This is a genomic window from Rhizobium sp. WW_1, from assembly GCF_003610155.1.
Taxonomy (GTDB): Bacteria; Pseudomonadota; Alphaproteobacteria; order Rhizobiales; family Rhizobiaceae; genus Rhizobium; species Rhizobium tropici_A.
Genome location: NZ_RAIN01000001.1, coordinates 481,527 through 507,109, shown reverse-complemented (window position 1 = coordinate 507,109; position 25,583 = coordinate 481,527). Strand labels below are relative to the sequence as shown.

The following is a 25,583-nucleotide window of genomic DNA, read 5'->3' as shown; positions in this document are numbered from 1 at the left end:
GGCGGCGCAAGGCGGTTGTTCAAGGAGGAGGATCACCCTTATAACTGGGAGAGGGCTTAGAGGGGGGAAATCATGCGCCTAAATCAAGTGACCGTGACGATGCCGAATCTCGATGCCGGGTGGAGCTTCTACCGCACCCTCGGCCTCAAGCCTATCGTCGATGCGCGCCCTCGATATGCACGTTTCGTCTGCCCTGACGGGGAAAGTACATTCTCGTTGCATCAGGGTGAAATGGGTGGCGGCGGGACGACCGTATATTTCGAATGCGACAATTTGGACGAGATGGTTGAAGAGTTAAAGGCGGCCGATATCAGCTTTACGAGCGGCCCGGAGGACAAAAGCTGGCTCTGGCGCGAAGCCGAACTTTTTGATCCAGGCGGAAACCGGATCATTCTTTACTTAGCAGGATCGAATCGTGTTGATCCTCCATGGCGAGTGAAAGAGCGATAGTGAAGGCGCCCTTAGCCCTTCTCCAGATCCCGCGCCATCTCCGCAAGCTTGCGCACCGTATTGAGATTTCTTGAGGTTCCCGCCTTCAGCGCCGGCAGCTTCAGTTTCGAGCGTCCGGAGCCATCGGGATAATGCACGTAGATTTCGCGGCCGGCGATATGCACTTCCTCGCCGCCCGGCGCGACGAGTTTGGCGAGGGCATCTTTTGGTGCCTCGTCCTGCAGGAAGGTCACCAGCAGGTAGTTCGGCTTGGCGTCGGGAAAGGGCGAGCCTTCCGCCACCCTTTCCAGAGTCTCGCGGCTGCGCAGGATCACGCCCGGGGATTTGCCCATCTTGGCGGCCAACGCCTCTTCAAGCCGGGCCTGCACCGTTGCCTCGTCTTCCCCGGTGCGGAAGACCACATTGCCGCTCTGGATGTAGGTGCGCACGTCTATGAAGCCGATCTCCTCGCAGAGCGCCTTGAGATCGACCATGGATAGCATGCCGGTGCCGCCGACATTGACGGCACGCAATAGAGCAACGAAGACGGTCATTCCTGCCTCCCGTCGTTGGCCTACATCTTTCCCGCGACCTTGACGGCGAAGGAATATTCGAACGCGACTTCCTCCAGGCGCTGGAAGCGGCCGGAAGCGCCGCCATGGCCGGCATCCATGTTCGTCTTCAGGAGAATGGGGGCTTCGCTCGTCGTCTTCTCACGCAGCCTGGCGACCCACTTTGCCGGTTCCCAATAGGTGACGCGCGGGTCGGTGAGGCCACCGAGCGCCAGGATCGGCGGATAGGGCTTTTCGCCGACATTGTCATAGGGGCTATAGGCGGCGATCTGCTCGTACTCTTCCTTGCTGTCGATCGGGTTACCCCATTCCGGCCATTCCGGCGGGGTCAGCGGCAGAGTGTCGTCAAGCATGGTGTTGAGCACGTCGACGAAGGGCACGGCGGCGATGATGCCGGCGAATTTCTCCGGCGCCATGTTGGCGACGGCACCCATCAGCATACCGCCGGCCGATCCGCCCTCGGCGATGATCTTCGCGTAAGAGGTGAACTTCTCCTGATTCAGATAGTCGGCAGCGGCGATGAAGTCCTTGAAGGTATTGGTCTTCTTTTCCATCTTGCCGTCTTCGTACCAGGCAAAGCCCTTGTCCTTGCCGCCGCGGATATGGGCGATGGCATAGACGAAGCCGCGATCGGCGAGTGACAGGCAATTGGTGTTGAAGCCGGCCGGAATGGTGACGCCATAGGCGCCGTAACCATAGAGCAGGCAGGGCGCGGAGCCGTCGAGCGGCGTGTCCTTGCGATAAAGCAGCGTCACCGGCACCGTCTCGCCATCCCAGGCGGGTGCGAAGACGCGGCGCGTCACGTAGTCCGCCGGATTGTGGCCCGAAGGCACTTCCTGCGTCTTCAAGAGGGTGCGTTCGCGCGTCACCATGTTGTAGTCATAGAGCTGGCTCGGCGTCGTCATCGAGGAATAGGAGAAGCGGATGACATCCGTGTCGTATTCCGCCGCGCCCTGCAGGCCGAGCGCATAGGCCTCCTCTTTGAAGGCGATGGCATGTTCCTCGCCGGTACGACGGTCGCGGATGATGATGCGCGGCAGGCCGTCTTTGCGCTCCAGCCAGAGGAGATGGCGGGCATAGGCGAGGTGGCTGAGGATCAGTGTACCCGGCTTGTGCGGCACGACCTCGCGCCAGTTCTCCTTGCCCGGCTCCTTCGCCGGCGCTTCCATGATCTTGAAATCCTTAGCGTCGCCGTCATTGGTGAGGATGTAGAAGGTGTCGCCGCCCTCGGTGATCTCATATTCGATCTCGGTTTCGCGCTCGGCTACGATCTTCGGCTCGGCGGTGAGGTCCGAGGTCGGGATGATGCGATATTCGCTGGTTTCGTGGTCGTGGATGTCGATGAAGATGTAGTCGTCGAGCAGTGAGCCGCCGACGCCCATGAAGAAGCCCGGATCTTCCTCTTCATAGACGAGCCGGTCGTCCGATTGCGGCGTGCCGATGATGTGATGGAAGATCTTCGAGGGGCGGTGGTTCTCGTCCTGCAGCGTGTAGAAGAAGCTCTTGCCGTCGGGTGCCCAGACTGCATCGCCGCCGGTGTTCTCGATCACGTCGGCAAGGTCCTCGCCGGTCTCGAAATTGCGGATCTTCAGCGTGAAATATTCAGAGCCCTTGTCGTCATAGCCCCAGATGCCATGGCTGTGGTCGGAGGAATGGTCGAGACCGGAAAGGCGGAAATAGGATTTTCCTTCGTTCTCCTTGTCGCCGTTCAAAAGCAGCTTGCGCTCGCCACCGTTGCGCGGCTCGCGGAAGAAGCGGGGCTGTTCGCCGCCGGTGACGAAAAACGTGCCATAGGCATAGGGGCCGTCCTTCATCGGTATCGAGCTGTCGTCTTCCTTGATGCGGCCCTTCATCTCGCCGAAGAGAACCTTCTGCAGTTCCTTCGTGTCCGCCATCGCAGCGTTCATGTAGGTGTTCTCGGCTTCCAGATGCGACCGGATTTCCGGCGCCAGGATCGACGGGTCCTTGAACATTGCCTGCCAGTTGTCGGCGCGCAGCCACGCATAGTCGTCGGTGCGGGTAATGCCGTGACGCGTGTCCGTGAGGGGCTTTTTCGGGGCGGCGGGCGGAGTGGGGAGATTCTTGAAAACTGACACGAGGAGCGCTTTCTCTGGAGTGAAAGTCGGATGTGAGGTGAAGAGAGAAATAGAGGGCGGCAGCGCGAGGTTCAAGCGGCAAGTCCATTCCTCAAGCTTCATGCAAGCGGTCGATATTAATGTTCCCCGAATAGGCAGGCTGCGGGAGACCGGATTGGGGCGCTGCCTTGATGAGACCACATTCTTTACCGAAGTCGGCATACAGTGCGTCGACACGAAGGCGGTCAAGGCCTTCCCTGATGGAACGAGCGCACTCAAATCCAAAACAATGCAAGGGACCGGTCTTCATGCTGAAACTCTTCGCCATCCTGATTCCATTGGCTTCTGTTGCCAGCTCCGCCTACGCCGTCGATCCGGCCATGAAGAAGCAATTGGAAAAGCTCGACCCATCGGAACGGATGGAGCAGGCATGCGATGCCGAAGCCATGAAACGGATCGGCACGGACAAGACCGGTTTCAAGCCGGACAAGGTGATTGCCTACACCTTCGGCGACCCCGCCATGAACCCGGATTCGATGAACGCGCCCGGCGCGGTCTTCCGCAGCAAGGGTGATTGGTACCATCTCTCCTACAGCTGCGTTACCGGGCCGAAACATATCCATGTCCGCGATCTGAGCTATCAGATCGGCGACAAGGTGCCGCGTGACGCCTGGCAGGAGCATTATCTCTACGATTGAGTTTTTCGGGACCGCCCGACGGATTACGCGGCGGCCACAGTCGGTCGTGCCCTCGTCCGGCAGCCTATCGCCGTCTCAACGCTTCCACGCGGGTGAGTTCCGATAGGATGTGATCCTGCACGTCGGACGGCTGCCGGCAGACGGCATCTGTCAGGTCGCGCAGCGTCGCTCTGATGCTGTGCAACTGATCGACCAGATCCATGACGACATCGACACCCGGTTCATTGACGCCCATCGCGCTGCTAAGGTCGAGGATAAGCCGGCCGCGCGCAATATCGGCGTCGCGGAAGCTACGCCCCTGATCCGTGACTTCGGGCACGACCCAGCCCTGGGATATCCAGACTTCCAGCACTGTGGTTTCGATCCGGAGGTGCAGTCGAAAGTCGCTCTCGTTCATCGCTTATCCTCCCATCGTCTTTCGGGGATCTTGCGTCTTGCCTGCTTCCCAATCGGAAACGAAGCGCGTCAGCTCGGGGTCCGGCGTATCCGGCAGGACTATTTTCAGCGAGACATATGCATCGCCATTGTCCTTGCCGCGCACCGGCGCGCCCTTGCCCTTCAAGCGCAGCACTTTGCCCGTATTGGAGTTCGGCGGCAGCGTCACGGTAACAGCGCCGGAGGGTGTGGGAACCCGGATCTTGCCGCCGAGCACGGCCTCGGTCAGCGAAATCGGCACTTCCATCCGGATGTCGTCGCCATCGCGGGTATAGAAGCGGTGCGGGCGCACATGCACGGCAATCAGCGCGTCTCCGGGCTTCCCGCCATTGAAGCCGGGGTCGCCCTTGCCCTTCAGGCGCAGCGTCTGCCCGTCGCGCGTGCCCGGCGGAATTTGAACGTCCAGCGCCGGCCCCTCGGGTAGGCTGATCTGCTTCTTTGCGCCGTTGATGGCGTCCAGAAAGTCGACCTCCATCGTATAGTGACGGTCTTGACCCTGCATCTGGGATTGGCCTCGGCTGCGCCGCGAAAAGAAGCTGGAAAACATGTCGTCGGCATCGCCGAAATCGGCAAAGCCGCCCGCGTTCTGATAGGGGCCACGCTGGCCCTCCTGCGCTGCATAATCGCGATAATAATTGCGCGGCGCCTGCTCGGCGCCGCTGCTGTCGATCTCGCCGCGGTCGAACCGCCCGCGCTTCTCCTCGTCGCCGAGAATGCCGTAGGCGGCCGAGACCTCCTTGAACTTTTCCTCGGCCTGCTTGTCCCCTGGGTTGAGGTCAGGGTGCAGTTTCTTGGCAAGCTTGCGATAGGCGCTTTGAATGTCCTTTTGCGGGGCGTCTCGCTTTACGCCCAAAACTTCGTAGGGATCGCGACTCATACATGTCTCTCTTCAGGAGCACGGAAAAATACGCAGATAGTGTTACGCCAATCTCATATCAATCGTAGCATAGACTGATCCGGCACGCTGACAATGTCCGCGATTACCACCTAAGTCATTGATTGTACGTCGATCTATCCCGCGAAATGCACCTAAAACCTGAGTTTCGCACCTGTAACGATAGCCCGGTTTCTTAGAGCTATCTGTTAACAAGACAAACAAAAACCCGCCGGTGAGGGCGGGTTTTGATAAGGCTGGCTTTCTCGGATCTTATTGATCGACGTCGTGTCGATAGTAAATTCTCGATTGGCAACTTTTGGCGTCTATGGCCGGAACGATGTTGCGGTTGTTGAGCTTGCGGAACATTTCGGTCGGCTTTTTCCCATTAAGTTTTGCAAGTGCTGTGAGTGAAATATGGCGGCGATTAAAGTCCGTCAGCAGCTCCTTCGTCGTAAGCAAGTGTGTCTGCTTCCGATGCTGAACGGGCTGAGACTTCAGAAACCCTTTTCTCATCAGCGCCATCGCGTCCGCTTCGCAGACGTCGATCTCTTCGGCCACGTCGTAGCAAGATACCCAACCTTGATCTGGCCCGTCAGCTTTGGCGCGCAGCTCCTTTGTCGAGACGTGAATCCCTTCGAAGAATTGATCAGGCACGAAGAACACCTGTTCGAGTTTGCCGTCGGCGAGCATTTCGATAACATCGTCGACAAAGCACAAGCCTGGACCCGCTGCTTCGCAAATACGACGCATGTCCGGCGTCTTGGTCTCACTTGCAATGCGAGTGAGTTTCGCAAGCAGGTTCTCCGCCTCGGTGATCGAGTAGAGGCGATTGATACCTGCGGGGTCCGGACGCGGCTTCAATGCATTCGGGCCTTGCTTTGCGAAGATCGCAGTATTCCGCAACCGCTCCAATCGCATGCGCTTCACTAGATCCATACGTGGCAGCAACTCCTGGCGTGGGAATGCGCGCTCGGCCAGTTCTGCATCAAAAACGATCCTGCTGTGAGCTTCACGGTGAAAGCCGCTCTGCGGAGGAATGAAGCCCTCTCGGGTAAGGTTACCTTCGGCCACGAGTGGGCTGATGCCGTACTCGCGTGCGAAAGAAATAACGCTATGCCACCGCCGCTTTTTCGGTGATCCCAAGAACGAATCCGTTGGACCGATAGGCAAGGCGTCAGTGGCGACGTCCCGAAGTAGATCGCGCAGACCTTTGTGGTCGTCGTCCTGATGGTTGTCCAGATAGCGGTAGAGGTTCCCAAATAGATGCTGGGCGCCTTTGGGACGCGACGAATGCCAGAACGCACTTGTCAGATTTTCGAGGTGCCACCGAAGACTGCCTGCGGTGTCCCCGATCAGATTAAATCCGCGTTCACGGACGACCGCCAATTCTTCAACAGAGGTGGGAACATGCGCATCGGGACCGCTCGCATCGAGGACCCCTAACCGTTCGCAAAGCTGCTTGGCCACGTAGTAGGGAAGCGCATCGAGATCAGGAACGGGGTCGGCCTCGTGATCGAGACGGGCCGCGAAGTAGCGGTCTGACTTGGAAAGTTCAAGCGGCTCAACGCGACTGGCTTTGAACTCGACCATCGAAATTCGCTCGGAAACAGCCTTCACGAACTCGCGGCGCAGTTCATCCGGACCGCTGGCATGGTCCAAGACGACTCCATGCTTGTGGCAGCCCGCAACGTCCCTGATTGTCCAAGAGAAACGTTCGAACGGACGAACGACCGGACGGCCGGTGCGCTTATCAATATCTTCCATAACGCAGAGCGAGCAGAAGCGAGGTGCAGATCGTGATACTGTGCGGCCGCTGACAACCGAACCCCCAACGTTGATGCTGAACTTGTCATGCCGGTGGATCGACGCTTTTGCGAATGTGTCCGCCGACATGCCCGTATAGGCGCTGAGAGTTTCGTACACGGGATCGCTCGGCCGGTCGAAGCCCATGTAAGAGATCCCAAGATGCCGGACCATGGCTCGGGCATTGCCCGAGCCATTGATCGCAGCAAGACGAGCGATGATGCTGAAGATCGTTTCGGAGGATGCGACCTCCACAGGCTTCAACATCATTTGCCACCTCGTTTACGGTTGCGCTCACCGGCTTCGATACGCGCATCGGCGACAGCCTGGCGCGCAACCAGTTCCGCAAGCGGCACTACAGGCGTCAGGTCCTTCCAGTCGGCAGCCAGGAAGATGTTGTGATGCGGCTGGCATCCTGTCAGGAAATCGTAGCACTCAACGAAGTGCGCGAGACCGACAACGTCCGATCCGACTTCGATCGCAAAATCACAGGCCGTACGAACCAAGTCGATGATGGTGCCGAAGCCACCTTCGGAAGCGTGGATCAGGCGGTGCACGAGATCCTCGGTCAAAGCCTTGCGAACCTTCTTGACCTTGCGCCCCCCTACAACATCTTCCACCTCCATGTCCTGCAGAAGCGCCCCGTCGACCTTCATGCCGGCGTGAGTTTCGATAATGCCCTGTGCAATGACGCGAATGCGTTCGAGGTCACCGGGGAAGGTGACGCGCTCGAGTTCCACGACCAGGCTGCGGTTGCGGAGCTGGGGTTCGTGCTCGATGAACTTGGCTAGGGCGGGTACGCCGGCCAAGACGAGGTGGAGCGGCCAGTCTTCGATCTGCAGCAAGCTCTTGAGGATGTCGGCAAGGTTGCGGATGGTCGCCTTGTCGGTCTCCTTCAGAGCATGCTGAGCCTCATCGATGAAGAGCACCAGCACCGAGTACTCCTTGAGCACACGCTTCGCCAATTCGAAGAGATCGTACTCAGGAATGCGATCAGCATTGATGAGCGGATAGCCGGTCGCCTTGATGATCTTGGTCGCAAGCAGACGCAGCTTTAGCGGCTTGGGCATGTCGAAGTAGATCATGGGGCTGATCATTTCACCCTCATCGTTGCGATAAGGCTGAAGCTCCGCGCGTTTGAGGAGCGTGTTCTGAAGAGCCGTCGATTTACCGGAGCCGCTTTCGCCAATGACAAAGAGCGCGCGGCGACGACCAGAGGTGCCGTGCACGGATGCCGCAGCGTTCTCGACGATCTTGGAGACGGCACGCTCGACACGCTGGTGGCGGTCGGAAGTAATGTAGGCCGAGTAGAGACCGCCGCGCTTCTTGGCGCGATCGGCGGCTTCTGGAGTGAGGACCGACAGCAAACGCGCGGCGGCCTTGTTGAAGAAGTTCTTGGCGTCAAAATTGGTCATAGCGTAGCCCTCCTTTAGAGCTGGATGTCGCTGGCAGACTTGATAGTGACCGGGGCCGCGGAGGCGGCAGCGATCGGCGCGGGGGAGACGTAGCCGGCGATGCCGGTGATCGGATCGACGGTGAGGATTTCATCGTTGACACCGGGGATGCCGTGCATCAGCGGATCTTCGGCGACGATGAGCGGCACCAGGATCGGATCGCGGTCCTCCAGATCATCGATGAGCGTGATCGGGTCGAAGTAGCGGAGCTGGAGCTCTTTCATCTTGACCGCATCCATCGAAACGGTCGCAAGGTTGGCGCGAGCGCGGGCCGCATCGCCGGCGAGACGCAGGCGGTTGACTGCGTCGAGCATCGTGGAGAGATGAAGCTTGCGGTTTTCCGCATTCTCCAGTGCGACTTCGCGGCATGCACCCGTCCACTCCCAGATCGACAGGTCGTTCGGGATGGCGGCGGTCGCATCGACGCTCAGCCAGCCGGTGCCGTTCCAGACGCTGATCGTTTTCAGGTCGTACGGATCGACACGGATATCGACCGTGGCCTTGGTCTTCATACGCAACGCCTGGAGTTCGCGGGACTGATAGTAGATCCCGAAGCTTTCGACGCCGTGGTCGGTAACGATGCGCGTAACCTTGGAGCCGAAAATATGGCGGCGAATGCGCGACGGAGGCGGCGGCATGACGCCGTACACCTTGGCCAGACGCATCCAGGCGTTATGCGGCGTCTCACCGGAGAGACCCTCGTGCGGGACATGATGATAGATATCGATGATTGCCTGGCCGAGGAGCGTGTTGACCTCGTCCATAGCCAGCGTCACGCGCTTCGTGGGATCAAGATCGCCCTTCTCGAAGATGTCGCCAAAGGTGCGGCCTTCGAACCAGTGCATGAACTGCTTCGAGAAGGTTTTGAGAACCGACTCGATGGCACCACGCATCTGGGGGCGGCCGGCCTGCGGGAACATGTGCATCATGCCCATGGCGCGGGTGACCGAACGAACACGGTAGTTGTTGAAGGCGCCGCCGTTATCGGTCACCAACAGCTCGGGCGTAAGATGATACGGCCACAGCGAGGTCGCACCACAAAGCTTGGCGAGATAAGCCTTGTCCGTCACCATCATCTCGATGGCATCGATGGCATGCTGTCCGTCAGCAGCGCCCTGCACAAAGCGTAGAGCAAGGATGCAGCGGGTCGCCACGTCAATTGCCACAATGACACGCATACGCGTCGATTTCAGCTTCGCGCGCTGCTCGGCAGTGAGATGGGCGACCATGCCGAGCCAGCCGACCCACTGGAGCAGATCGATCGTCCACTCGTCCATTTCGACGCGTTCGCCGGGGCGCTGGACATCGACCCCCTTGGAGCTGATCTGGTACTTGCGCAAAGCAACATCCATACCCTCGCGGGCCTGGCAGACATGGAAGCCGTCCATGTCCTTGATAAGCTTTTCGAAGACCTTGCGGGTCGGCATCTTGTGCGGCAGGAGAGCGTTGGCTGCGCGGGCCGCGTTGAGCTCGTGGAGCTTAGCTTCGAGCTCGCGATAGAGCACTGCCATCGTCGGTTTGCGCGGATCCGCAAACTCAGCAGCCTTCTCCATCCAGACCAGCATGTCGCCCGCATCATGCACGCTGGGGCGACCCTTGGAGCCGCTGCAGCGTTTCACGAGAGACATGGGTTCGTAGCCGCCTTCGATGTAGCGCTTATAGATACGACGGAAATGACGCTTGCCAGGCAAGGTGATAGTGGTGCGCTTGCCGGCACGCTGCTTGCCGTCCAGCTCGGCCTGGATGAGCGGCATGATGCGGTCAAGCGATTCGTCGCTGAGCGAGACGCGCGGCAACTTGCGGTCGGCGCGGGCTTCTTCCTTCATGCGAAGTACGATGTCGCATGCCGCCGCGTAGTAGGTAACACGGGCCTGCTCGTCGTCTGAGAGATCGACGACGCGTGCTTCATCGAAGCGTGCGCGAGACTTTGCGCGACCTTCGGCGAAGTGATCCTGGTCGAAGTCCAACTTGCCGGAGTGGACGAGATCGTAGATCTGGTCGTGCGTGAAGAACTCGCGCATGGCCGTGTTCTCGCATGGGACGAACACCTGCCCGATATCCGTCACCTGGTATGTGCGGTATTTGGTCTTGTCGATGATGATGAGCGCCGTCGGTGCGAAGTAGTAACGCTTGCTGGCGTCGACGAAATTGCGGGTAAAATTGGTCATGTCTGATCTCCTTTCGATCAGTTGATGTTCAGGGAAAGAGCTGGGTGGGCGGTGGCCGCGAACGGCATGCAGGCGTTGTCCAAGAAGGGCTTGCGACCGCGGCCGTGGTAATCGCCGAAAGCGTTGCGTCCGACCGGCGAAGTGAGCGAGCGCAATTCCTCCTCTGCTTCCTCGAATAGGTGCGGCCAGATCGAACGGCGGCGGCGTTTCAAGTTCTTGGAACGGGGGCGGGGCGTTTGGGCGCGCAAACTCTCCCAAAATTCTTCCAGGCTCTTCTGATCACGCATTGCTTTTGTCATCCCGTCAGCCTCCGCGTCGGTCATGCCGGACGAGCGGTATTCAACGCCGCCTTCGATGGTGCGGATCGCGGTCGAAGCAGCGTAGCTGGACGGAGAAACCGTAGGCAGGCTGGCAGTTTCGATGAGCAGATTCGTCATGTCTGATCTCCTTTCGATCAGTGAATGTTGATGATGAACTCGAGCGACTGAGCCGCCTTGGCGCGGGCGCGCTCGTATTCGCGCAGAGCGCGGCGGAAACCATGCGGGCCGGGCAAATCGTCGTTCGCGGTCGTGAAGCCGGAATTGAGGAGCACCGTCTTGACCTTCTTCAGAAAGTCTTCGAGCAGATCGTCGCAGCGGAATCCCTTCGGACGATTTGGGTCGTCCATCACCGAGCTTTCGAGCGTCAGGTAGATGCGGCACGCCTGGGCGAGGATCTTCGTGCTGCGTGTGAACGAGGCCTTGGTCTGAGCGCCGTGACCGACGCCACGCATCTGTTCAAGCATGCGAAGAACGGCGGTGCCGTGGATGAAGTCGGCCGAGCTGATGGAGTGCGTAGGCGTAGTCATGGAAGGATTCTCCTGTCCGATGGGGGAATTGGTTTCCGAAGCCGCCGGAGCGGCTGCGGACTTGTTCGGGGCGGCGCCAGCGAGGCGACGAAGCAGGCGGGAAAAAGCGGTCATTGGGAGCACCTGTTAGTTGGAGGTTGCGCGGCGGAGGAAGGAGAGGTCGTCGATGCGGCCTGTACCGACGGGAACCAGGACGGCTTCGTCGATGAGGTTCCAGAGCGCGATACGGCGGCCGGCAGAGCACTTCGCGCCCTGGAGAAGATCGTGGAAGCGGACCGAGCCATTGGTTGCGGAGACCAGTCCGAACGCCTCGAGGTATTCGGACTGATTGCGCATGCGTCGGGCATGCAGCTTCCAGCCGGCATTGAACGCTGCGTCGTGGTTCGCGTAGACTTCGGTGACGAGAGCGACGCGATCAGCGAAACCGCCGATGCCCTGGGCCTGCACCGCCGCCAACGTGTCAAGAATGCCGGAGCTGCGCACTTTCGACACGGGCTTGACTGCGACGGCGATACACGTTCCGTCGGCAAGGCGGATCCAGAAGTCGAACGTGGTCTCGTGAACCTCGCCGTGCTGATCCACCCATTCGACGCGTGGCCACTGGTCACGGATTTCAACGATGTCGCGGCGGCTCATCGCGATGACGATGAAGCGGCCCTCGATCGTGCTTTCCATCACGAGCTGGCGGTTGAAGTCGGCATAGTTCATCGCGCCGCGGAAACTTGCGGTGCTCACGAAATCTACGTCGCGGGTGCCGGTCGTCGAGCCGGGCTCGATCCACACCTCACCGGTGGGGGAGCCGTCCTTGGGCATCTGAATGACGCCGAAGTGGTTGCGGTCCGGTACGAGGTACGTGGTCGTATCGGGAATGGTGTTGTCCATAGTGACACCGGCACGGGTGTAGAGCACGCGCTTGAGCGCGGCTTTGGCCTTACGCATCAGGTTCTCCATCAAAGTGGCGAAGGAATTGAGGATGGTCGTCGAGCGGAGGCCGCCAATTGGCAGGCGTCCCTCTCCGGGATTGCGCTCCGCACTCGGCGCGAGCGGTTTTCCCGGACTGCGTTTCGCTCCGGTCGCGAGACCGTGGTCTAGGGTGGTGCCAAGGGCGGTTTTGGTCGTCGTGTTCATTTCGTGCTCCTTTCGAGGGCGCAGTTCTCCCGTCGCCGGAGTGGGCCGGACGCTTGAGGGGAGGTTTTGAATGGGGAGGAGATCTAGCCGGGGTCGGCTAGCAGTTGCGGCGAAGGCGTATCGTGCGATCCGGCATCATCTCGAAGGCGGCGAGTACAGCCTGCATGACGACAGCCTCGAGCTCCTTGGAGCGGATCGAACGCTTTCCACCCTTCGTCGCTGCGGTCTGCGCCGCGCCCGCGCTTTTCACGCGCCGACGGAAGGTGGTCTCCGACGGAACGATCGCGATGCCGAGACCTTCCTTTAAAGCCGTCCATTGGAGCTGGCGATGATAGTCACGCACGGACTGGCGACGGGCATTCGTCAGGCATTCCGAGACTGCCTCGTTGAGAAGCGCCAGCATCTTCTCGCGCGTCTTCTCGACGTTACGACGCTCCAGACGAAGGCATGCACGAGCAATGCGGCGATGAACTTCGGGCGGGGTCGGCTTTGCGAAGGGAACATCGGCATTGGCGAGGTTTAGGTGCGTAGTCATTGGCGCTCCTTTCAGGACGACCGTGGTATTCAGATGGAAACCGTCCCCGTCAGGCAGGCACGGCAAAGGGCATGCGTGTTCGTTCTGCGACACGGCAGTTCTCCTTGCAGGATTGGGATCGGGGTAAGTTAGAGGACGTGCAGGCTACCGAGCGGGGCGCGGGAGACCGTGCCAACTATTCGATCCGCCTTTGCAGCCAGTTCATGAGCGAAAATCGCCTTGACGAATTTCGGATTGCGAGGATCCGCGACGAGTGGTTCGCCACCGACGCGTGAGGCAGCAACATTGCGGATCTCCACCGCGAAGTTGGACCATTCCCGGAAAGTGGGAACGCGTTGGGGACGACGGCTGAGACTTGCAATGAGGCGGATCCGCATCACCACTTCCTGGTGGCGCTTCGCCGACGTCATATTGCGTTTCGTTAGTAACTGCGAAATCTCGGTCAGCATGAGGACGTGCGTGCCACTCACACGGCGCCCAAACCGTGCTTTCAGGAACTCGACAAGCGCTGGCTTGAACGTGTCCAGTTCAGTGATATCGAACATCTTCATCTGCGTACTCCTTACAAACCGCGATGAGCGTGTTGCTCAGCGTTGAGGGATTGGTAGCAGTGCATTTGCCTGCTCGTCTACAAGGAAAAAGCCAGCAAATTCCGGTCTTTAACACCTGTTGCATTGAGCGATGCAACAGGTTTTCGGGCCCAACGAATCCATGTTCGTTTCTGGGTTTGTTCTTTTTTGCGCAGGAGTTTAGGAATTTATTCCTTTGCCGGTTTCTTGGCTCAGGACGAGGGGGTTTTTACCCGCGACCGCGCGATCAGTTGGCCTGTGAGCCTATCGCCCGAAACGGGCTATGTATTCGCGCTATCTTCATCGGAAGGATCCGTGTGTTGAAGAACTCGCGTATATAAGGACGCCGACTGTCGCGGGCGTCAATGTCCGCATTTTAGTAAAATTTTAACTATGGTTAACGCGGCGATTTCCCGGCAACCCGATCAGGGGCTGTTCGCCGCTTTGGCTCGGCGGAGCGATAGACAGCTCTAACTCTTGATACACGCCGAATCCGTTTGTCTCATGCGAAGCACCCGGCGACGATTCTCGGATATCCAATCGAGACGAGGGCTTACGCAATGTACATCGAGAACAGATTCCGCGAGATTGAAGATGCACTTCGGCCGCTGCTGAAGGTGCTCCGCCTGGTGCCAGTACGCGACGAGTACGGACCGTATCATCGGATTTCGTTTCATCGACCGGGCGAGGGCGATTGGCGATCGCCGGTCATGATCATGTTCCCGAACGAGTATCAGACGCAAAAGGCCGAAGCGGAGTGGGAGGATGCCTATGGGGGGATCCAAGACTTCTCCGTCTACGACATCGGAACGAACGGCTGGCAGGCGTATAGATCTCACGGTATCGCCCACGGTCCGATCCTTGGCGGCAAGGACGCAGTTTTGAACCGCACCGCTACGGACCTTCGTGACTACGATCTGCGGCCGTTTGCGAAGGAAGTGCCATTCGTGATCGACAACTCGTACCTAATCGAGGGCTGGGAGAAGCTCAATCAATCCATCTATAACTTTGGTGTCACGGAGATGGAATGCGCCCGAGACGAGACCGGCGAATCCTTGACCTTTGAGTATGCGGGGCATGAGTTCGTTCTTGCTTATCCGGAAGATGGGAACAAGGTTATTCTAACCGTGGACGGCGAACTCGCCGGCGACCCATTGAAGCGTGACCAGAATGCCATCCGAATGTTGTTGGTTTCGACATTCATGGACATCGATCGACGGTCTCGCCCGACTATCTAATCGATATCGTGGTCATCAAAATCGGAGTCATATGGGCCGTATGGGCTTGGGAGGCCGAACTCCCTGGCCCACGCTTCTCTTAACTCGATCGCTGGATGCACGACCTGTCGAAGCGTCTTGCGTGGCTTGATTGGAACTAGCCGGGGATGAATGCCATAATATGAGTTCCCGAGTTTGTATCCGGCTGGAATCTCCGGAAGCAAAGGCTCCGACAGTGCTTTGGCGAAGTCGACCGGCCTGCCGGTCAGAGACGAGTAAATCGCGAGACCTATCATCTTGGCAACTGCTGGCGGCATCGACGAGGTCCCATTGAGTTCCTGTTCCAACGTCGCCCCTTGAATTGCCCAGCCGTGAGGATGCCCTTGGATCGTTTGCATCATTTTGATGGTGAGAGGAATTAGCTCGCCCGTTTTAACTCGAGGGTCGCTTGAGAAGCCCAATCCAAGTTTGGCCCACTCCTCAACGTTCCTTTCGTCGTCCGGTCCTTTGAAAAAGGGAGGCGCGATCTGGCCGGCGCAAAGGCTCAGCCACGTTGAATACCGTCGCGCCGCCGATGTGCGACCAAAGTGAGAGAGCTCCTTTTCGACCAGCTCGCCGATTACCTCGGGAAGAAAGCGGCGCGGAGCATCGGAGAAGGCTGGAAGGATAGGTTTGTCTATACCGCTGCGCACGCCGGTGATCACGCCGATCGTTCTGGACTGGGCAAGTCCGAAGTGGGCGGTATCAAGTGCGTGCCATGCTACGTCGAATCCTTCCCCGGCAAGATCGCGCTCGATTTCCGCACGGCAATGCACGGCTTTGTCTTCCAACATTGATGAGTGGACTTCGAAGAAAAACGCCTTTGGTCGCACTGCCGCGGTGGCAGCCAGGGAGCGCTGATAAAAAGAGCGTTGGTAGTCTTCAGACGTGGAAAATGGGCGCCAGACCGGAAGCGCAGTTATCAAATCGACTTGTTCTGTACAAAGTTTCTTTAGGTGCCATGCAGCGGGTTCTGATGCCAACGGCCACGATGGCCGATTTATCTGCACTGTCGCGAACGCACTACGCCAGCTCTCGTACAACGCCACGGTTCTGTATCCCGCGCTTTGCAAGCCAAGCGCTGCGCAACCGATGCCCGCTCCGAAATCGATGAACGTCAGATCGGCGTTTGCACGGCTAACTGGCGCTCTCTCGGTCGAAAGTGGGACGGCGACTGAGCGGCGGCCTGCGAGAAATTCGATCGCGGGCCGGACATTGTGCAAGTGGCCGGCTGAATTCTCGATATCCTCCCGATACAGCGGCGAGGTTTCAAGCTTCCGCAGAGCATACCAAGCGAACGCGATCGACGCCTGAACGTCGTTGACGAGAGCCAGATCGATCATGCTCGCCAAATCGGCATGTTGGTCGCCAAACAAAATCACAAACAGGGTTCGGGTGACGTTTGCACTGGAACGTATTGGCTCTAACAGGGAAGCTTCAGAGCACGGCTCTTCACAATCCATCGATGGGAGATAAACCACCACCTCATCAAGGCACTTTAGCAACTTCGAAGCGGCGTCCTCGAGTGCCGCAGTGAGGTCCGGCCCCGCAATGCGTCCAGCCGTCTCGAGCGTTTGACTCCGCCGTACGTCGCGCGCTTCTCCAACGGGAAGCCGGGAAAGGAAAGTATCCTGGCCGAGTTTTTCAACAAGCTCGGCATCGACACTTCGGCCCGATTGAAGGCGTGAGAAGAAGTCGCACCTAACTTCCTCGTCGCTATCAACCAAGCGATCGAGCACTTCGGATTGTAGGCCGGCATCCACAGTCGCCTGGGCGTTGTCACCTAAGCATGCTTTGAGCGATATGGCGGTGGTGGCCTCGCGCGGCGACATCCCGATCTCCGATACCAGCCATTCCTTGGTTCGCTCTTTCGTCCATTCCTGAGTTGTTTTCGTGGACTCTACAAGTTCTGCGGTTTCAACAAGGCACCGGGTCAGGTTCGATCGTGCCTTGAGCAGCGCCGCTTTAGCTCTCGTAAGGCGTCTCAGCCGGGCGTCGGCTTCTTTTCTCTCTGCTTTCGCCCTGGACTTCTCATCAGATGGTGCGGTCATTGCGGTCTCCTGTTGGAGACCTCTTACAAAAATCACATTGCGCTTCTCCCAAAAGAAAAGCTCAAGTTGTAGTCGTCAAGGTCAAGGTTCGGTAAGTGGCAAGGGACTTGATCGTGCTGCGCGAAATCCGCGGCGCCGGATTCCTACTGTCTTCGTGCATCGCTGAAAGAGGTCCACGTATGTCTTCGGCCTCGAATTCCGCGACAACGCCCGCGGTGGATGGGACTTGACCTCCTATAACGCAATTTCGATATATGGTCCGCGCCGGCCGGCTGCATCCCTTCCTCTTTAACAGCGAGCTTCGATGGACTATCAGATTGATGTGGCAGATGACGTTCGCATGGCCGAAATCGAGGCATGGTTGGATGCGGAACAGGTGGCATACGATATTGCCGCGCGCAAATGGAATGAAAGCGATTGGCAGGAGCCTCATCCGGTCGAGGGGTTCCGATGCAATTGGGACTCCGTCAAGAGGGCTTGGCAGGAAGGTTCGTCAACAATCCATGTACTCATCGTCAACGACGCGGCGGTTGGGTTCCTCGATGGAACCAACATCCTCGAAATCAGGCCAGACGTGCGCGACAAAGGTTACGGCCGCATTCTAGCTGGTTTCATGGAAGGGTGCGCGCGTGCGGAGGGGCGCTCCGTCCTCGAGATCGAAATTGCGCCGAGAAGCGCCAAACCATTCTGGAAGCGCATGGGCTTCATCCCTGTTGAAGAAAGCCGCGTTGTGAACGGACTCTATGCGTTCAAAGTCTTGCAACGCAATTTCGCTCTGGGTCGTGGCGATCGCGTGCCGTACTCGATCTCGTTCTTTGAGCAGGAAGAGCGGTTTAAGGAAAATCCGACGCCTTTATCCGAACACGTGGGTGAGGGTGAGCGTCTGCCCGATGGTACGATTCAGTTGCCTGAGCGCGTCTTCTGCTTCAACCCGCTGAACCCGCGATACATCGACTACTTCGTGAAGGTTGAGGTGCACGGCGCGGAAATCCTCTACGACAAAGCCAAGTATCCGGAGAGCAAGAAAATCGGAGTGGAGTGCGATCTGGGAGGGATCTTCTTCATTGAGCGGATCGACCTGTGACGACCTAGTCTGATAGCTCCTCCCGCGTAGCGAGCATCAAGTTCGACTGTCGGCGACTTACTTCCGGACCGATTTCGTGCCGTTTCGGTCGGTCGGTCGCAGAGAGCACGTTGTCATCGTTCGCATTGTTGTCCATTCCCCAGCCGACGGGAGGGCCGAGTACCCATTCGTCTATCTGAGGGTTGTAGAGACCGGGCAAGGGGAAGTGGCGATCGATGAGCACGAAGTCCTTCACGTTCATCGAAGCAATTGGCAGGCCGTAGGCAATAGACATCGCCGCGATCATCGCGTCCGCGCCGAGCTTGATCTTCTCATTTTTGAGGTGTTCGCCCCATTTGTTTATTTTTGGTTGCGTTTCGAACAATTGCCTGAGGTGAGAGCAGGCGGCCATTTCTCCCAATATCCGCGATGCTGGCAAGTTCATCTCAAGGAAGTACATGCGCGTGTTCAAAAGCTTCTCAAACCAATCCAGAACAAAACATGCGGTCTCGGAATTCGAGCGCTCGCACAACCGTATTCCATACTCTATCTCGTAGACCGTCACCCACGATATGGCGACGGCTTCTGGCCCCAGGCGGCGGAACCAATTGATCAGCCACGTTGGCGGCTCGGGTAGATGCGCGATGCTGACAACGTTGGTATCGAGTATGACTGCGCCCATGATTTGCCGGGTCCCGCGTGGGTCGATCGATATGGACCTAGGCTAAGGCGTCGGCATTTGCTAAGTGTTTAATTATTGAGTCCTTGGAGACACTCGATGGAATCTCGGAAAATCTGGACCGCAAAAGACGCGCAAGGAGACTTCGAGCGACTGCTTGACGCTGCCAGAAAAGTTGGACCTCAAGAAATTCAGCATGATACAGGCGTTTATGAGCTTCGAGTGAGGCTCGATAGAACCAAAGGCGAAGCGGCCGACTTCCTTGCTCGGCGTTCCTAGCCACGGATTTTCTGCGCGTTCTGGTAAGGATTCGTTAAGCATGAAACCCGTTTCATCCTGAAATACGATACCTACGAGTTCATAAACCGACCGGTCGGTCAGTCCGCCCCCTTCAGCTTCAAATTCCATCTTATGCTTCGAATAGACCACAGAGCACCGTCCGGCGCCTGCCTGGTGGAAGATCAGTACGCCTGCCTAGTCTCCCGGCTTTATGGCAGGGGTGCGGCCAGCGCGACGGCTTTTGATGAAGGTAGCGATCAGCTCGGCGGTCAGATTGGTGGCCTGGTCAAACGAGTCAATCAAGTCGAAAAACCATTCGTCGGGGCGGGAGGCATCCGTTCCTAGCAAGTGAAAAAAGAGTGTAGGGGTGTCAGCGCGAGACCACAGGCCTGTTTTGATGTGCAGCGCGGAAAGATGTACGTATGACGAACCATCCTCATACGCTTCCGTCAGACCCGGATATTGTTCGTTGAGCTTGCGATGAAGAAAAGCGTCGGTGAGGGGGTGGTTGTCCCGTGATCGAAGCTTGAGGTAGCTTTGGTCATTCATCAGCCAAGTGCCCGCGGCCTCTACATCGGCAACCAGCGATAGCCCGAAGATGCGCATGGCGGTGTCGAGTTGAAGCCTTACCAGAGCGGCAGCGGCTAACGTGTTCCGTGTTCGTACAAGGGCGCAGAAAGCGTGGCTCAGCGACGCCGTCTTCTTGATTGCCCCAAGCGCGTACCATTCCACGTCTGCAATAACGGTACCTTGAGGGCCAAGATAGTCTGTAGGAAGGTCCGACAGAGCTCGTGCGACACTCTCAATCCTAGAAAGGCGTTTATCAAGGCCGACAGTGTCGGAAATCGTCGCGTCCACTTGGATCGCCTCCAGCGCTACGCCGCGCACATTATTCAAAAAAGTGTGACGAGAAAGCTCGATGCACAATGCATCTCGGTTCAACACGGCTTCAGTGTAAATTCAAGGCAGAACTTCTGTTGGCCGGTTGTGTGGCATGATCTCACCGCACAACATATTATCGCCGCTCTATTTTAAAATTCCAATTGACGCCAAGAATTTTGTTCGTATTTTGTTCACCATGATGATCGCTCTCCTACGAATACGTCGAATACGTTGAGTCCTTAGCGCCGCATGACGCGGCTAGGGTCAATCATTGTTCGGGTATCGTTATGAGCCACCAGCATTTTGAAATGCCGCAGGCGCTCCATGCTGCGTACAAGCATGCCATTTCCCAAAAATTCTACCCGCTCGGCACCGTGAGGTGTTCCGGCGACGTGATGTTCCGAACTCAGGGGGCACGCGATCTTGGTTGCCTTTTAGATGTCGACGACGACATCGTTGCGTGGCTGTGCCTCCCGATCGAGTTCCCGACGTGCGATGGCGTCCACGTCCCGGATTTCATGGTCGACTACAGAAACGGTAGGCGCGAGTTCCTCGATGCCTGCGATCTGGATGGAGACGCTGCTGTTTCCGAAGGCGCCGCCTGCAGTCACATCCACCACCGTTTCATTTCTCGCGGGGAAATTGAAGAAGGATGGCGGTTGGCGAACGCGAAAGACATGCTGCGCTACGCACATTATCGAACGCCCTTGAACGACAGGCTCCGCATGCTAGCCGTCTTGGACGAGGTGGGCTCGATGGCTATCGGTGATTGCATGAACCTCTTCAGGGAGGTTCAGCCGATGACCGGGATTTCGTGGATGATCCTCAATCGCCTGATCTCTGTAGATCTCGACGAGCGCATGCTTGGACCCGAGACGGTGCTCCGGCGTTTCGTTGCGGGAGGTCCAAGATGATCGACCACCGCAGGGGACCAAGCATGCAGCCAACTTTGGAGCGCCTTGCCTATGGTGTCGCTCTTAAGCACGCCGTCCGCCTCGGCGGAGGCGTCAAGGTGCCCGATCACCGGCAGCATGTCGTCGTGCTACGCCTCCCAATCGGGGCGAACTGCAAGGAGTACGAGAGGGCCGCGCTTGATCTCGTGTGGCGGACCACCGAGCTATCGAACGTCGACGCGGTCTGGCCACGGGTCGATCGACGCGGCAAGCTCCAACTTGATTTGGTGCTTGATGCCATGAACGGCCGAGGGTCATTTGTGATCATTTGGCCGCCGGGCCACGATCTGCCCGAAGAGTTCGACGTTGCGGCTGATCAAATCATCGACGTCGATCCCGTCAGGCCCTATCACCTCGTTGCGGCTGCAAAGTCATTGTCAGGGCAGGTTCTCGGACTCGCCGACGCCAAGGCTCTCCTTGATTTTCCTCTCACTTCGATGTTTGCGGCGCTGCGATTTGGCAGGCCAGCCGAGGATGCGCTCGCGCGATTGCGGCGGATGTCGCAACTTTCTGTCCCGAACACTGAGAAACCAAATCTGGAGAATTTGGTCGGATATGGCGACGCCAAAGTTTGGGGGCTCTCGCTTGCCAAGGATATTCGCGACTGGACAGAAGGTCGTCTTTCCTGGAGCGACATCGACCGCGGTTTACTTCTGAGCGGGCCGCCGGGCACTGGCAAAACTATGTTCGCCGCGGCGCTCGCGACATCTTGCGGCGCCCATCTCGTCGCGACTTCGGCTGCACGCTGGCAATCTGCGGGCTATTTGAGCGATACGCTGACAGCCATGCGCCGAAGCTTCGACGAGGCTATCTCCAACAAGCCGTCGATCCTTTTTCTTGACGAACTCGATGCCATCGGGGATCGCGCTCGGTTGGGGAGCGATGGGCACGAGCTCTACTGGACGCAATGCATCAACCTGCTTCTCGAACTGATGGACGGTCACACCAAGCTGGAAGGGGTGGTGGTCGTCGGCGCGACCAATCATCCTGAGGCGATCGACGCGGCGTTGTTGAGACCCGGACGACTAGATCGGCATTTGAGGATCGGGCTACCCGACCTTGGCGAGCGAAAGCATCTCGCACGGACCTATTTTGGTAAACATCTCTCGGCCAAAGATGTAGATAGCATCGCCGCGGTTACGGCGGGTTTTACCGGGGCGACATTCGAGCAGGCCGGGCGCCAGGTAAGGCGCGAAGCGCGGCGTTTGAAATCTGAAGTCAGCATCGAGATGATCATGCGTGCCCTGCCGCCGGCGCGAAGGCTTGAGGGCCCGCGACGAAGGCTGATCGCTGTGCACGAAGCGGCTCACGCCATTCTAGCCCTGCACTTGCAGCTCGGCACGCTGGACCATGTTGTCGTGCTAGACGCTGCCAGTGGTCCACAGCCGGTTGGTTTCGCCAGGCTGATGGTCAAGGACGACAACGAAATGGATAGGCAGCTCCATCTCGATCGAATTGCGTTCTATCTTGCAGGAAGAGCAGCCGAAGAAGAGCTGCTGGGGACGGCATACGTCGGAGCCGGCGGAGGTCAGGGATCGGATCTCCAGATCGCAACCGACATCGCCACTGAAATGGAAATCTCTTTCGGCATGGGCGAGGGGCTGTCCTATTTCGAGGCTGGCACGCCTCTGCTCCGAGATCGCCTCCGTAGCAGCAATCCGGATATCGCCCTACGCGTCGAGCGGGTGCTCGTACGAGAAATGGCACGAGCCCGCGAGATCGTGAGGCGACGCCGCGCGGCGATCGAGGTGCTCGCTGAGCTCCTGGAAAGGCGGGGACATGCCGAAGGCATGGAGGTAGCGAAAATCTTGGCTGAAACGGAGGATCTTGCAGCATGAGACCGCCGTGGAAGATGATCGTTCGCACTCTAAAGCAGAAACCACCTCCGGTAGCCCGTCCCGCAGTGGCCGCTGCAATCTTGGAAGCTGGAGGGGTGCCACTCAAACTAAGACTAGCAAGGCGCAGCCTCTACCTTCTGTCGGTAACAGCCGAAAATGGGTCCCCGGTCGTTATCGAGACAGAAGGTGGTTTTGTCTGTCTCATTTCTCTCGATGATCTAGCTGAAGTCATTGTGGAGCCGTCCCCGTCCTTAAAGGAGGTGATGGAAGGAGCTGGCGTCACGAGGCGGGCACGACGCAAGATGTCTGAGCGGCGCGGTACCCGGCCACCTTGATGAATTTCTTCAGTCGAGACCGACCAAGCGGAACGCGTGGATATCTAGCTGCGTGGACAACTCTGGCCGTGATCTGTCTGGCCGGCTGTTCCCAGATCACATTTTATTGTCGTCGCCGCGCCGTAACAAAACGAGCTCTTCTCGCGTAGAGCTGAGTATCGCTATATTCACGACGATATAGCGATCCAGAGTTAAACACCCTCAACGCGTCCTACGTCCGGGCGCAGTGGGCTACGCGAGGAGATCACGACTATGGTCAACAGACGTCACGTTCTTACCGGTGCGGGGCTCGGCATCCTCGCACTTCGCTTCGGTTTCACAGGCAGGGCCATAGCCGCGGAAAGCTTTGCCGTGTCGCATACGGATGCGGAATGGCAAAAACTGTTGTCCGCGGATCAATATTCCGTTCTCCGCAAGGAAGGAACCGAATACCCGTTCACCAGCCCGCTCCTCAAGGAACACCGCAAGGGCAACTTCGCCTGCGCGGGCTGCGAGCAGGACGCATTTTCATCGACCACGAAATTCGAAAGCGGCACGGGCTGGCCCAGTTTCTGGGTGCCGCTCGATGGTGCGGTGGCAACGACGACGGATACCTCGTTCGGCATGGCCCGCACCGAGGTTCACTGCAGTCGGTGCGGCGGTCATCTCGGCCATGTCTTCGATGACGGTCCGAAGCCTACCGGTCTTCGCTACTGCATGAACGGCGTCGCCATGACTTTTCATCCGGCTTCGGCCTGATCGCACAGAGACCATTCCATGATCCTCTTCATCCTTGCATATCTCGGCGGCGTCCTGACGATCGTCAGTCCTTGCATTCTTCCGGTGCTGCCGTTCGTTTTCGCCCGCGCTGGGCAGCCTTTCATGCGTAGCACCCTGCCCATGCTCGTGGGCATGGCGGCGACATTTGCCGCTGTCGCAACGCTTGCCGCCTTGGGCGGCGGATGGGCGGTACGGGCGAACGAATATGGTCGCTACGCGGCAATGGCTTTGCTTGCGGCATTTGGCATTGTCCTGCTGTTCCCAGCACTCTCCGACCGTTTGACGCGCCCCATCGTTTCGCTGGGCGCGCGTCTTTCGCAGTCTGCCGACAAGGATGCCCGGACGAGTGGATCGACAATCGTCTCGTCGCTTCTTCTCGGTATTGCCACGGGTCTCTTGTGGGCGCCTTGCGCCGGCCCGGTTCTCGGCCTCATCCTCACCGGCGCTGCTTTGCAAGGCGCAAGTGTCGGCACCACGCTGCTCCTGCTTTTCTATGCACTCGGCGCGGCGACCTCACTTGCCCTGGCACTGCTCGTCGGCGGCAGGGTGTACCAGGTCATGAAACGGTCCCTCGGCGTCGGCGAGTGGCTGCGGCGCGGCGTAGGCATTGCCGTCTTGGTCGCTGTCGTCGCCATCGGACTGGGCCTGGACACCGGATTTCTGACGCGGGCCTCCGTTGCAAGTACGGCGTCGCTGGAGCAACGCCTGATCGACAGTCTCCAGCCGCGGCATCCATCCTCGGTCGTCATGAGCAAGAATGATACAGGCGCCATGATGATGAGCGGCAACCCGGCCATGATGAGCGGGTCGAATGCGATGATGATGCAGGCAAAACCGAAGGCTGGCGCCGACGTCCTCCCTGTCGAAGGCACCATGCCGTCGCTCGACGGTGCCGTTCAGTGGTTGAACTCGCAACCGCTTTCTGTCTCCGCGTTAAAGGGCAAGGTCATCCTCGTTGATTTCTGGACCTATTCCTGCATCAACTGCATCCGCGCCATCCCGTACGTTAAAGCTTGGGCTGAGAAGTACAAGGATCAGGGACTGGTCGTGATCGGCGTGCATGCGCCGGAGTTCGCTTTCGAGAAGAACGTCGACAACGTGAAGAAGGCGGTCGGCGATCTCGGCATCGCCTATCCGGTGGCGATCGACAACGACTACGCCATTTGGCGCGCTTTCGACAATCAGTACTGGCCGGCGCATTATTTCATCGATGCTCAAGGGCGCGTGCGGCATCACCATTTTGGGGAAGGCGAGTATGACCAGTCCGAGAGGGTCATCCAGCAGCTCCTTGCGGAGGCCGGCAAGTCAAACGTGGCCGGCGATGTCGTTGACGTGATAGCGACGGGTGCCGAAGCAGCCTCCAACGCGAGCGATGTCCAGTCTCCTGAAACCTATGTCGGCTGGCAGCGCTCGGAGCACTTCGTCGATGCCAAGGGCACCACCAACGACGCGCCGCACGTCTATACCGCCGCCGAACCTCGCCTGAACGAATGGGGACTGACGGGGAACTGGACCGTCGGCGCTGAGAACGCGGATCTGAACGACAAGGACGGCAGCGTGTACTTTCGTTTCCACGCCCGCGATCTGCACCTTGTCCTCGGCCCCGGCGTCGATGGCAGGCCCGTGCGCTTCAAGGTCACGGTCGATGGGAAGGCGCCGGGCGACAGCCATGGTGTCGATACCGATGCGGATGGGAACGGCACGGTGACCGGGCAGCGACTTTATCAGCTTTTGCGCCAGCGCGGGCCAGTAGCCGATCATACGTTCGAGATTCGCTTCCTCGATCCCGGCGTACAAGCCTACGCCTTTACCTTCGGCTGACGGAGACTGCGCATTGGGCGCTCGCAAGGGCGGGGACAGGCTCACGAGGACTAAGCCTGATCCCGTCAAACTTAGAT

Annotated in this window: 24 protein-coding genes; 8 read left to right on the top strand and 16 right to left on the bottom strand. The window is 58.6% G+C overall.

Going from position 1 to position 25,583, the window contains the following annotated elements:
* Nucleotides 1-72 precede the first annotated feature (72 nt).
* Nucleotides 73-450, top strand: coding sequence for a VOC family protein (locus tag BJ928_RS02345; RefSeq protein WP_047627487.1), 378 nt, complete (start codon nt 73-75; stop codon nt 448-450).
* An 11-nt stretch (nt 451-461) separates the two neighbouring features.
* Here the strand turns inward: BJ928_RS02345 and BJ928_RS02340 are convergent, their stop codons facing one another.
* Both BJ928_RS02340 and BJ928_RS02335 read right to left on the bottom strand, forming a co-directional pair.
* Complete coding sequence (locus tag BJ928_RS02340; RefSeq protein ID WP_047627484.1) at nt 462-983, bottom strand: DUF1697 domain-containing protein; 522 nt, start codon at nt 981-983, stop codon at nt 462-464.
* A 20-nt stretch (nt 984-1,003) separates the two neighbouring features.
* Entirely contained in the window at nt 1,004-3,097 is a 2,094-nt protein-coding gene (locus BJ928_RS02335) for a S9 family peptidase (protein ID WP_047628745.1), read from the bottom strand.
* A 287-nt stretch (nt 3,098-3,384) separates the two neighbouring features.
* Here BJ928_RS02335 and BJ928_RS02325 point away from each other — a divergent pair, with 287 nt between their 5' ends.
* A complete protein-coding gene (locus BJ928_RS02325) occupies nt 3,385-3,774 on the top strand; it encodes a DUF930 domain-containing protein (protein ID WP_047627482.1) in 390 nt (129 codons plus the stop codon).
* Nucleotides 3,775-3,838: 64 nt separating this feature from the next.
* On the opposite strand, the gene BJ928_RS02320 is transcribed toward BJ928_RS02325, so the two are convergent.
* The 10 genes from BJ928_RS02320 to BJ928_RS02275 form a co-directional block, all read right to left on the bottom strand.
* The gene (locus BJ928_RS02320) at nt 3,839-4,171 is read right to left on the bottom strand and encodes a chaperone modulator CbpM (RefSeq protein ID WP_047627480.1); all 333 of its coding nucleotides are present in this window, start codon (nt 4,169-4,171) and stop codon (nt 3,839-3,841) included.
* Between the two features lie 3 nt (nt 4,172-4,174).
* The gene (locus BJ928_RS02315) at nt 4,175-5,086 is read right to left on the bottom strand and encodes a J domain-containing protein (protein ID WP_047627478.1); all 912 of its coding nucleotides are present in this window, start codon (nt 5,084-5,086) and stop codon (nt 4,175-4,177) included.
* A gap of 270 nt (nt 5,087-5,356) precedes the next feature.
* The gene (locus tag BJ928_RS02310) at nt 5,357-7,159 is read right to left on the bottom strand and encodes a TniQ family protein (RefSeq protein ID WP_047627476.1); all 1,803 of its coding nucleotides are present in this window, start codon (nt 7,157-7,159) and stop codon (nt 5,357-5,359) included.
* A complete protein-coding gene (locus BJ928_RS02305; RefSeq protein WP_047627475.1) occupies nt 7,156-8,304 on the bottom strand; it encodes a TniB family NTP-binding protein in 1,149 nt (382 codons plus the stop codon). Before BJ928_RS02305 ends, BJ928_RS02310 begins: the two co-directional genes overlap by 4 nt.
* Before the next feature lie 14 nt (nt 8,305-8,318).
* A complete protein-coding gene (locus tag BJ928_RS02300; protein WP_047627473.1) occupies nt 8,319-10,511 on the bottom strand; it encodes a Mu transposase C-terminal domain-containing protein in 2,193 nt (730 codons plus the stop codon).
* A 17-nt stretch (nt 10,512-10,528) separates the two neighbouring features.
* Nucleotides 10,529-10,948: a hypothetical protein gene (locus BJ928_RS02295; RefSeq protein WP_047627472.1), complete on the bottom strand. Its 420-nt coding sequence runs from the start codon at nt 10,946-10,948 to the stop codon at nt 10,529-10,531.
* Nucleotides 10,949-10,965: 17 nt separating this feature from the next.
* The gene (locus BJ928_RS02290; protein ID WP_147413885.1) at nt 10,966-11,358 is read right to left on the bottom strand and encodes a hypothetical protein; all 393 of its coding nucleotides are present in this window, start codon (nt 11,356-11,358) and stop codon (nt 10,966-10,968) included.
* A 126-nt stretch (nt 11,359-11,484) separates the two neighbouring features.
* Nucleotides 11,485-12,486 (bottom strand): hypothetical protein, encoded by a 1,002-nt coding sequence (locus BJ928_RS02285; protein WP_052227463.1) that lies wholly within the window; start codon nt 12,484-12,486, stop codon nt 11,485-11,487.
* A 97-nt stretch (nt 12,487-12,583) separates the two neighbouring features.
* The gene (locus BJ928_RS02280; protein ID WP_047627470.1) at nt 12,584-13,021 is read right to left on the bottom strand and encodes a hypothetical protein; all 438 of its coding nucleotides are present in this window, start codon (nt 13,019-13,021) and stop codon (nt 12,584-12,586) included.
* Nucleotides 13,022-13,149: 128 nt separating this feature from the next.
* Nucleotides 13,150-13,572, bottom strand: coding sequence for a hypothetical protein (locus BJ928_RS02275; protein WP_047627469.1), 423 nt, complete (start codon nt 13,570-13,572; stop codon nt 13,150-13,152).
* Between the two features lie 578 nt (nt 13,573-14,150).
* Between BJ928_RS02275 and BJ928_RS02270 the strand changes: the two genes are divergently transcribed.
* Nucleotides 14,151-14,828 (top strand): hypothetical protein, encoded by a 678-nt coding sequence (locus BJ928_RS02270; RefSeq protein WP_047627468.1) that lies wholly within the window; start codon nt 14,151-14,153, stop codon nt 14,826-14,828.
* On the opposite strand, the gene BJ928_RS02265 is transcribed toward BJ928_RS02270, so the two are convergent.
* Complete coding sequence (locus BJ928_RS02265) at nt 14,825-16,897, bottom strand: DNA cytosine methyltransferase (protein ID WP_047627466.1); 2,073 nt, start codon at nt 16,895-16,897, stop codon at nt 14,825-14,827. The genes BJ928_RS02270 and BJ928_RS02265 overlap by 4 nt on opposite strands.
* 304 nt (nt 16,898-17,201) lie before the next feature.
* On the opposite strand from BJ928_RS02265, the gene BJ928_RS02260 reads away from it, so the two are divergent.
* Entirely contained in the window at nt 17,202-17,981 is a 780-nt protein-coding gene (locus tag BJ928_RS02260; RefSeq protein WP_047627465.1) for a GNAT family N-acetyltransferase, read from the top strand.
* A 4-nt stretch (nt 17,982-17,985) separates the two neighbouring features.
* Here BJ928_RS02260 and BJ928_RS02255 read toward each other — a convergent pair whose 3' ends face one another.
* The 3 genes from BJ928_RS02255 to BJ928_RS02245 form a co-directional block, all read right to left on the bottom strand.
* On the bottom strand, nt 17,986-18,642 hold the full coding sequence (locus BJ928_RS02255; RefSeq protein WP_052227462.1) for a type II toxin-antitoxin system VapC family toxin: 657 nt from the start codon (nt 18,640-18,642) through the stop codon (nt 17,986-17,988).
* Nucleotides 18,643-18,714: 72 nt separating this feature from the next.
* The gene (locus BJ928_RS02250; RefSeq protein WP_120296419.1) at nt 18,715-19,047 is read right to left on the bottom strand and encodes a hypothetical protein; all 333 of its coding nucleotides are present in this window, start codon (nt 19,045-19,047) and stop codon (nt 18,715-18,717) included.
* A gap of 66 nt (nt 19,048-19,113) precedes the next feature.
* Entirely contained in the window at nt 19,114-19,860 is a 747-nt protein-coding gene (locus tag BJ928_RS02245; protein ID WP_130270583.1) for a hypothetical protein, read from the bottom strand.
* Between the two features lie 227 nt (nt 19,861-20,087).
* On the opposite strand from BJ928_RS02245, the gene BJ928_RS02240 reads away from it, so the two are divergent.
* The 4 genes from BJ928_RS02240 (at nt 20,088) to BJ928_RS02225 (ending at nt 25,506) form a co-directional block, all read left to right on the top strand.
* Entirely contained in the window at nt 20,088-20,714 is a 627-nt protein-coding gene (locus BJ928_RS02240; protein ID WP_245432218.1) for a hypothetical protein, read from the top strand.
* A complete protein-coding gene (locus BJ928_RS02235; protein WP_052227461.1) occupies nt 20,711-22,591 on the top strand; it encodes an AAA family ATPase in 1,881 nt (626 codons plus the stop codon). Before BJ928_RS02240 ends, BJ928_RS02235 begins: the two co-directional genes overlap by 4 nt.
* Nucleotides 22,592-23,178: 587 nt before the next feature.
* Nucleotides 23,179-23,664, top strand: a complete 486-nt coding sequence (gene msrB / locus BJ928_RS02230) for a peptide-methionine (R)-S-oxide reductase MsrB (protein WP_047627461.1) — start codon at nt 23,179-23,181, stop codon at nt 23,662-23,664.
* 18 nt (nt 23,665-23,682) lie between these two features.
* Complete coding sequence (locus tag BJ928_RS02225; protein ID WP_047627460.1) at nt 23,683-25,506, top strand: cytochrome c biogenesis protein DipZ; 1,824 nt, start codon at nt 23,683-23,685, stop codon at nt 25,504-25,506.
* The last annotated feature ends 77 nt before the right edge of the window (nt 25,507-25,583 follow it).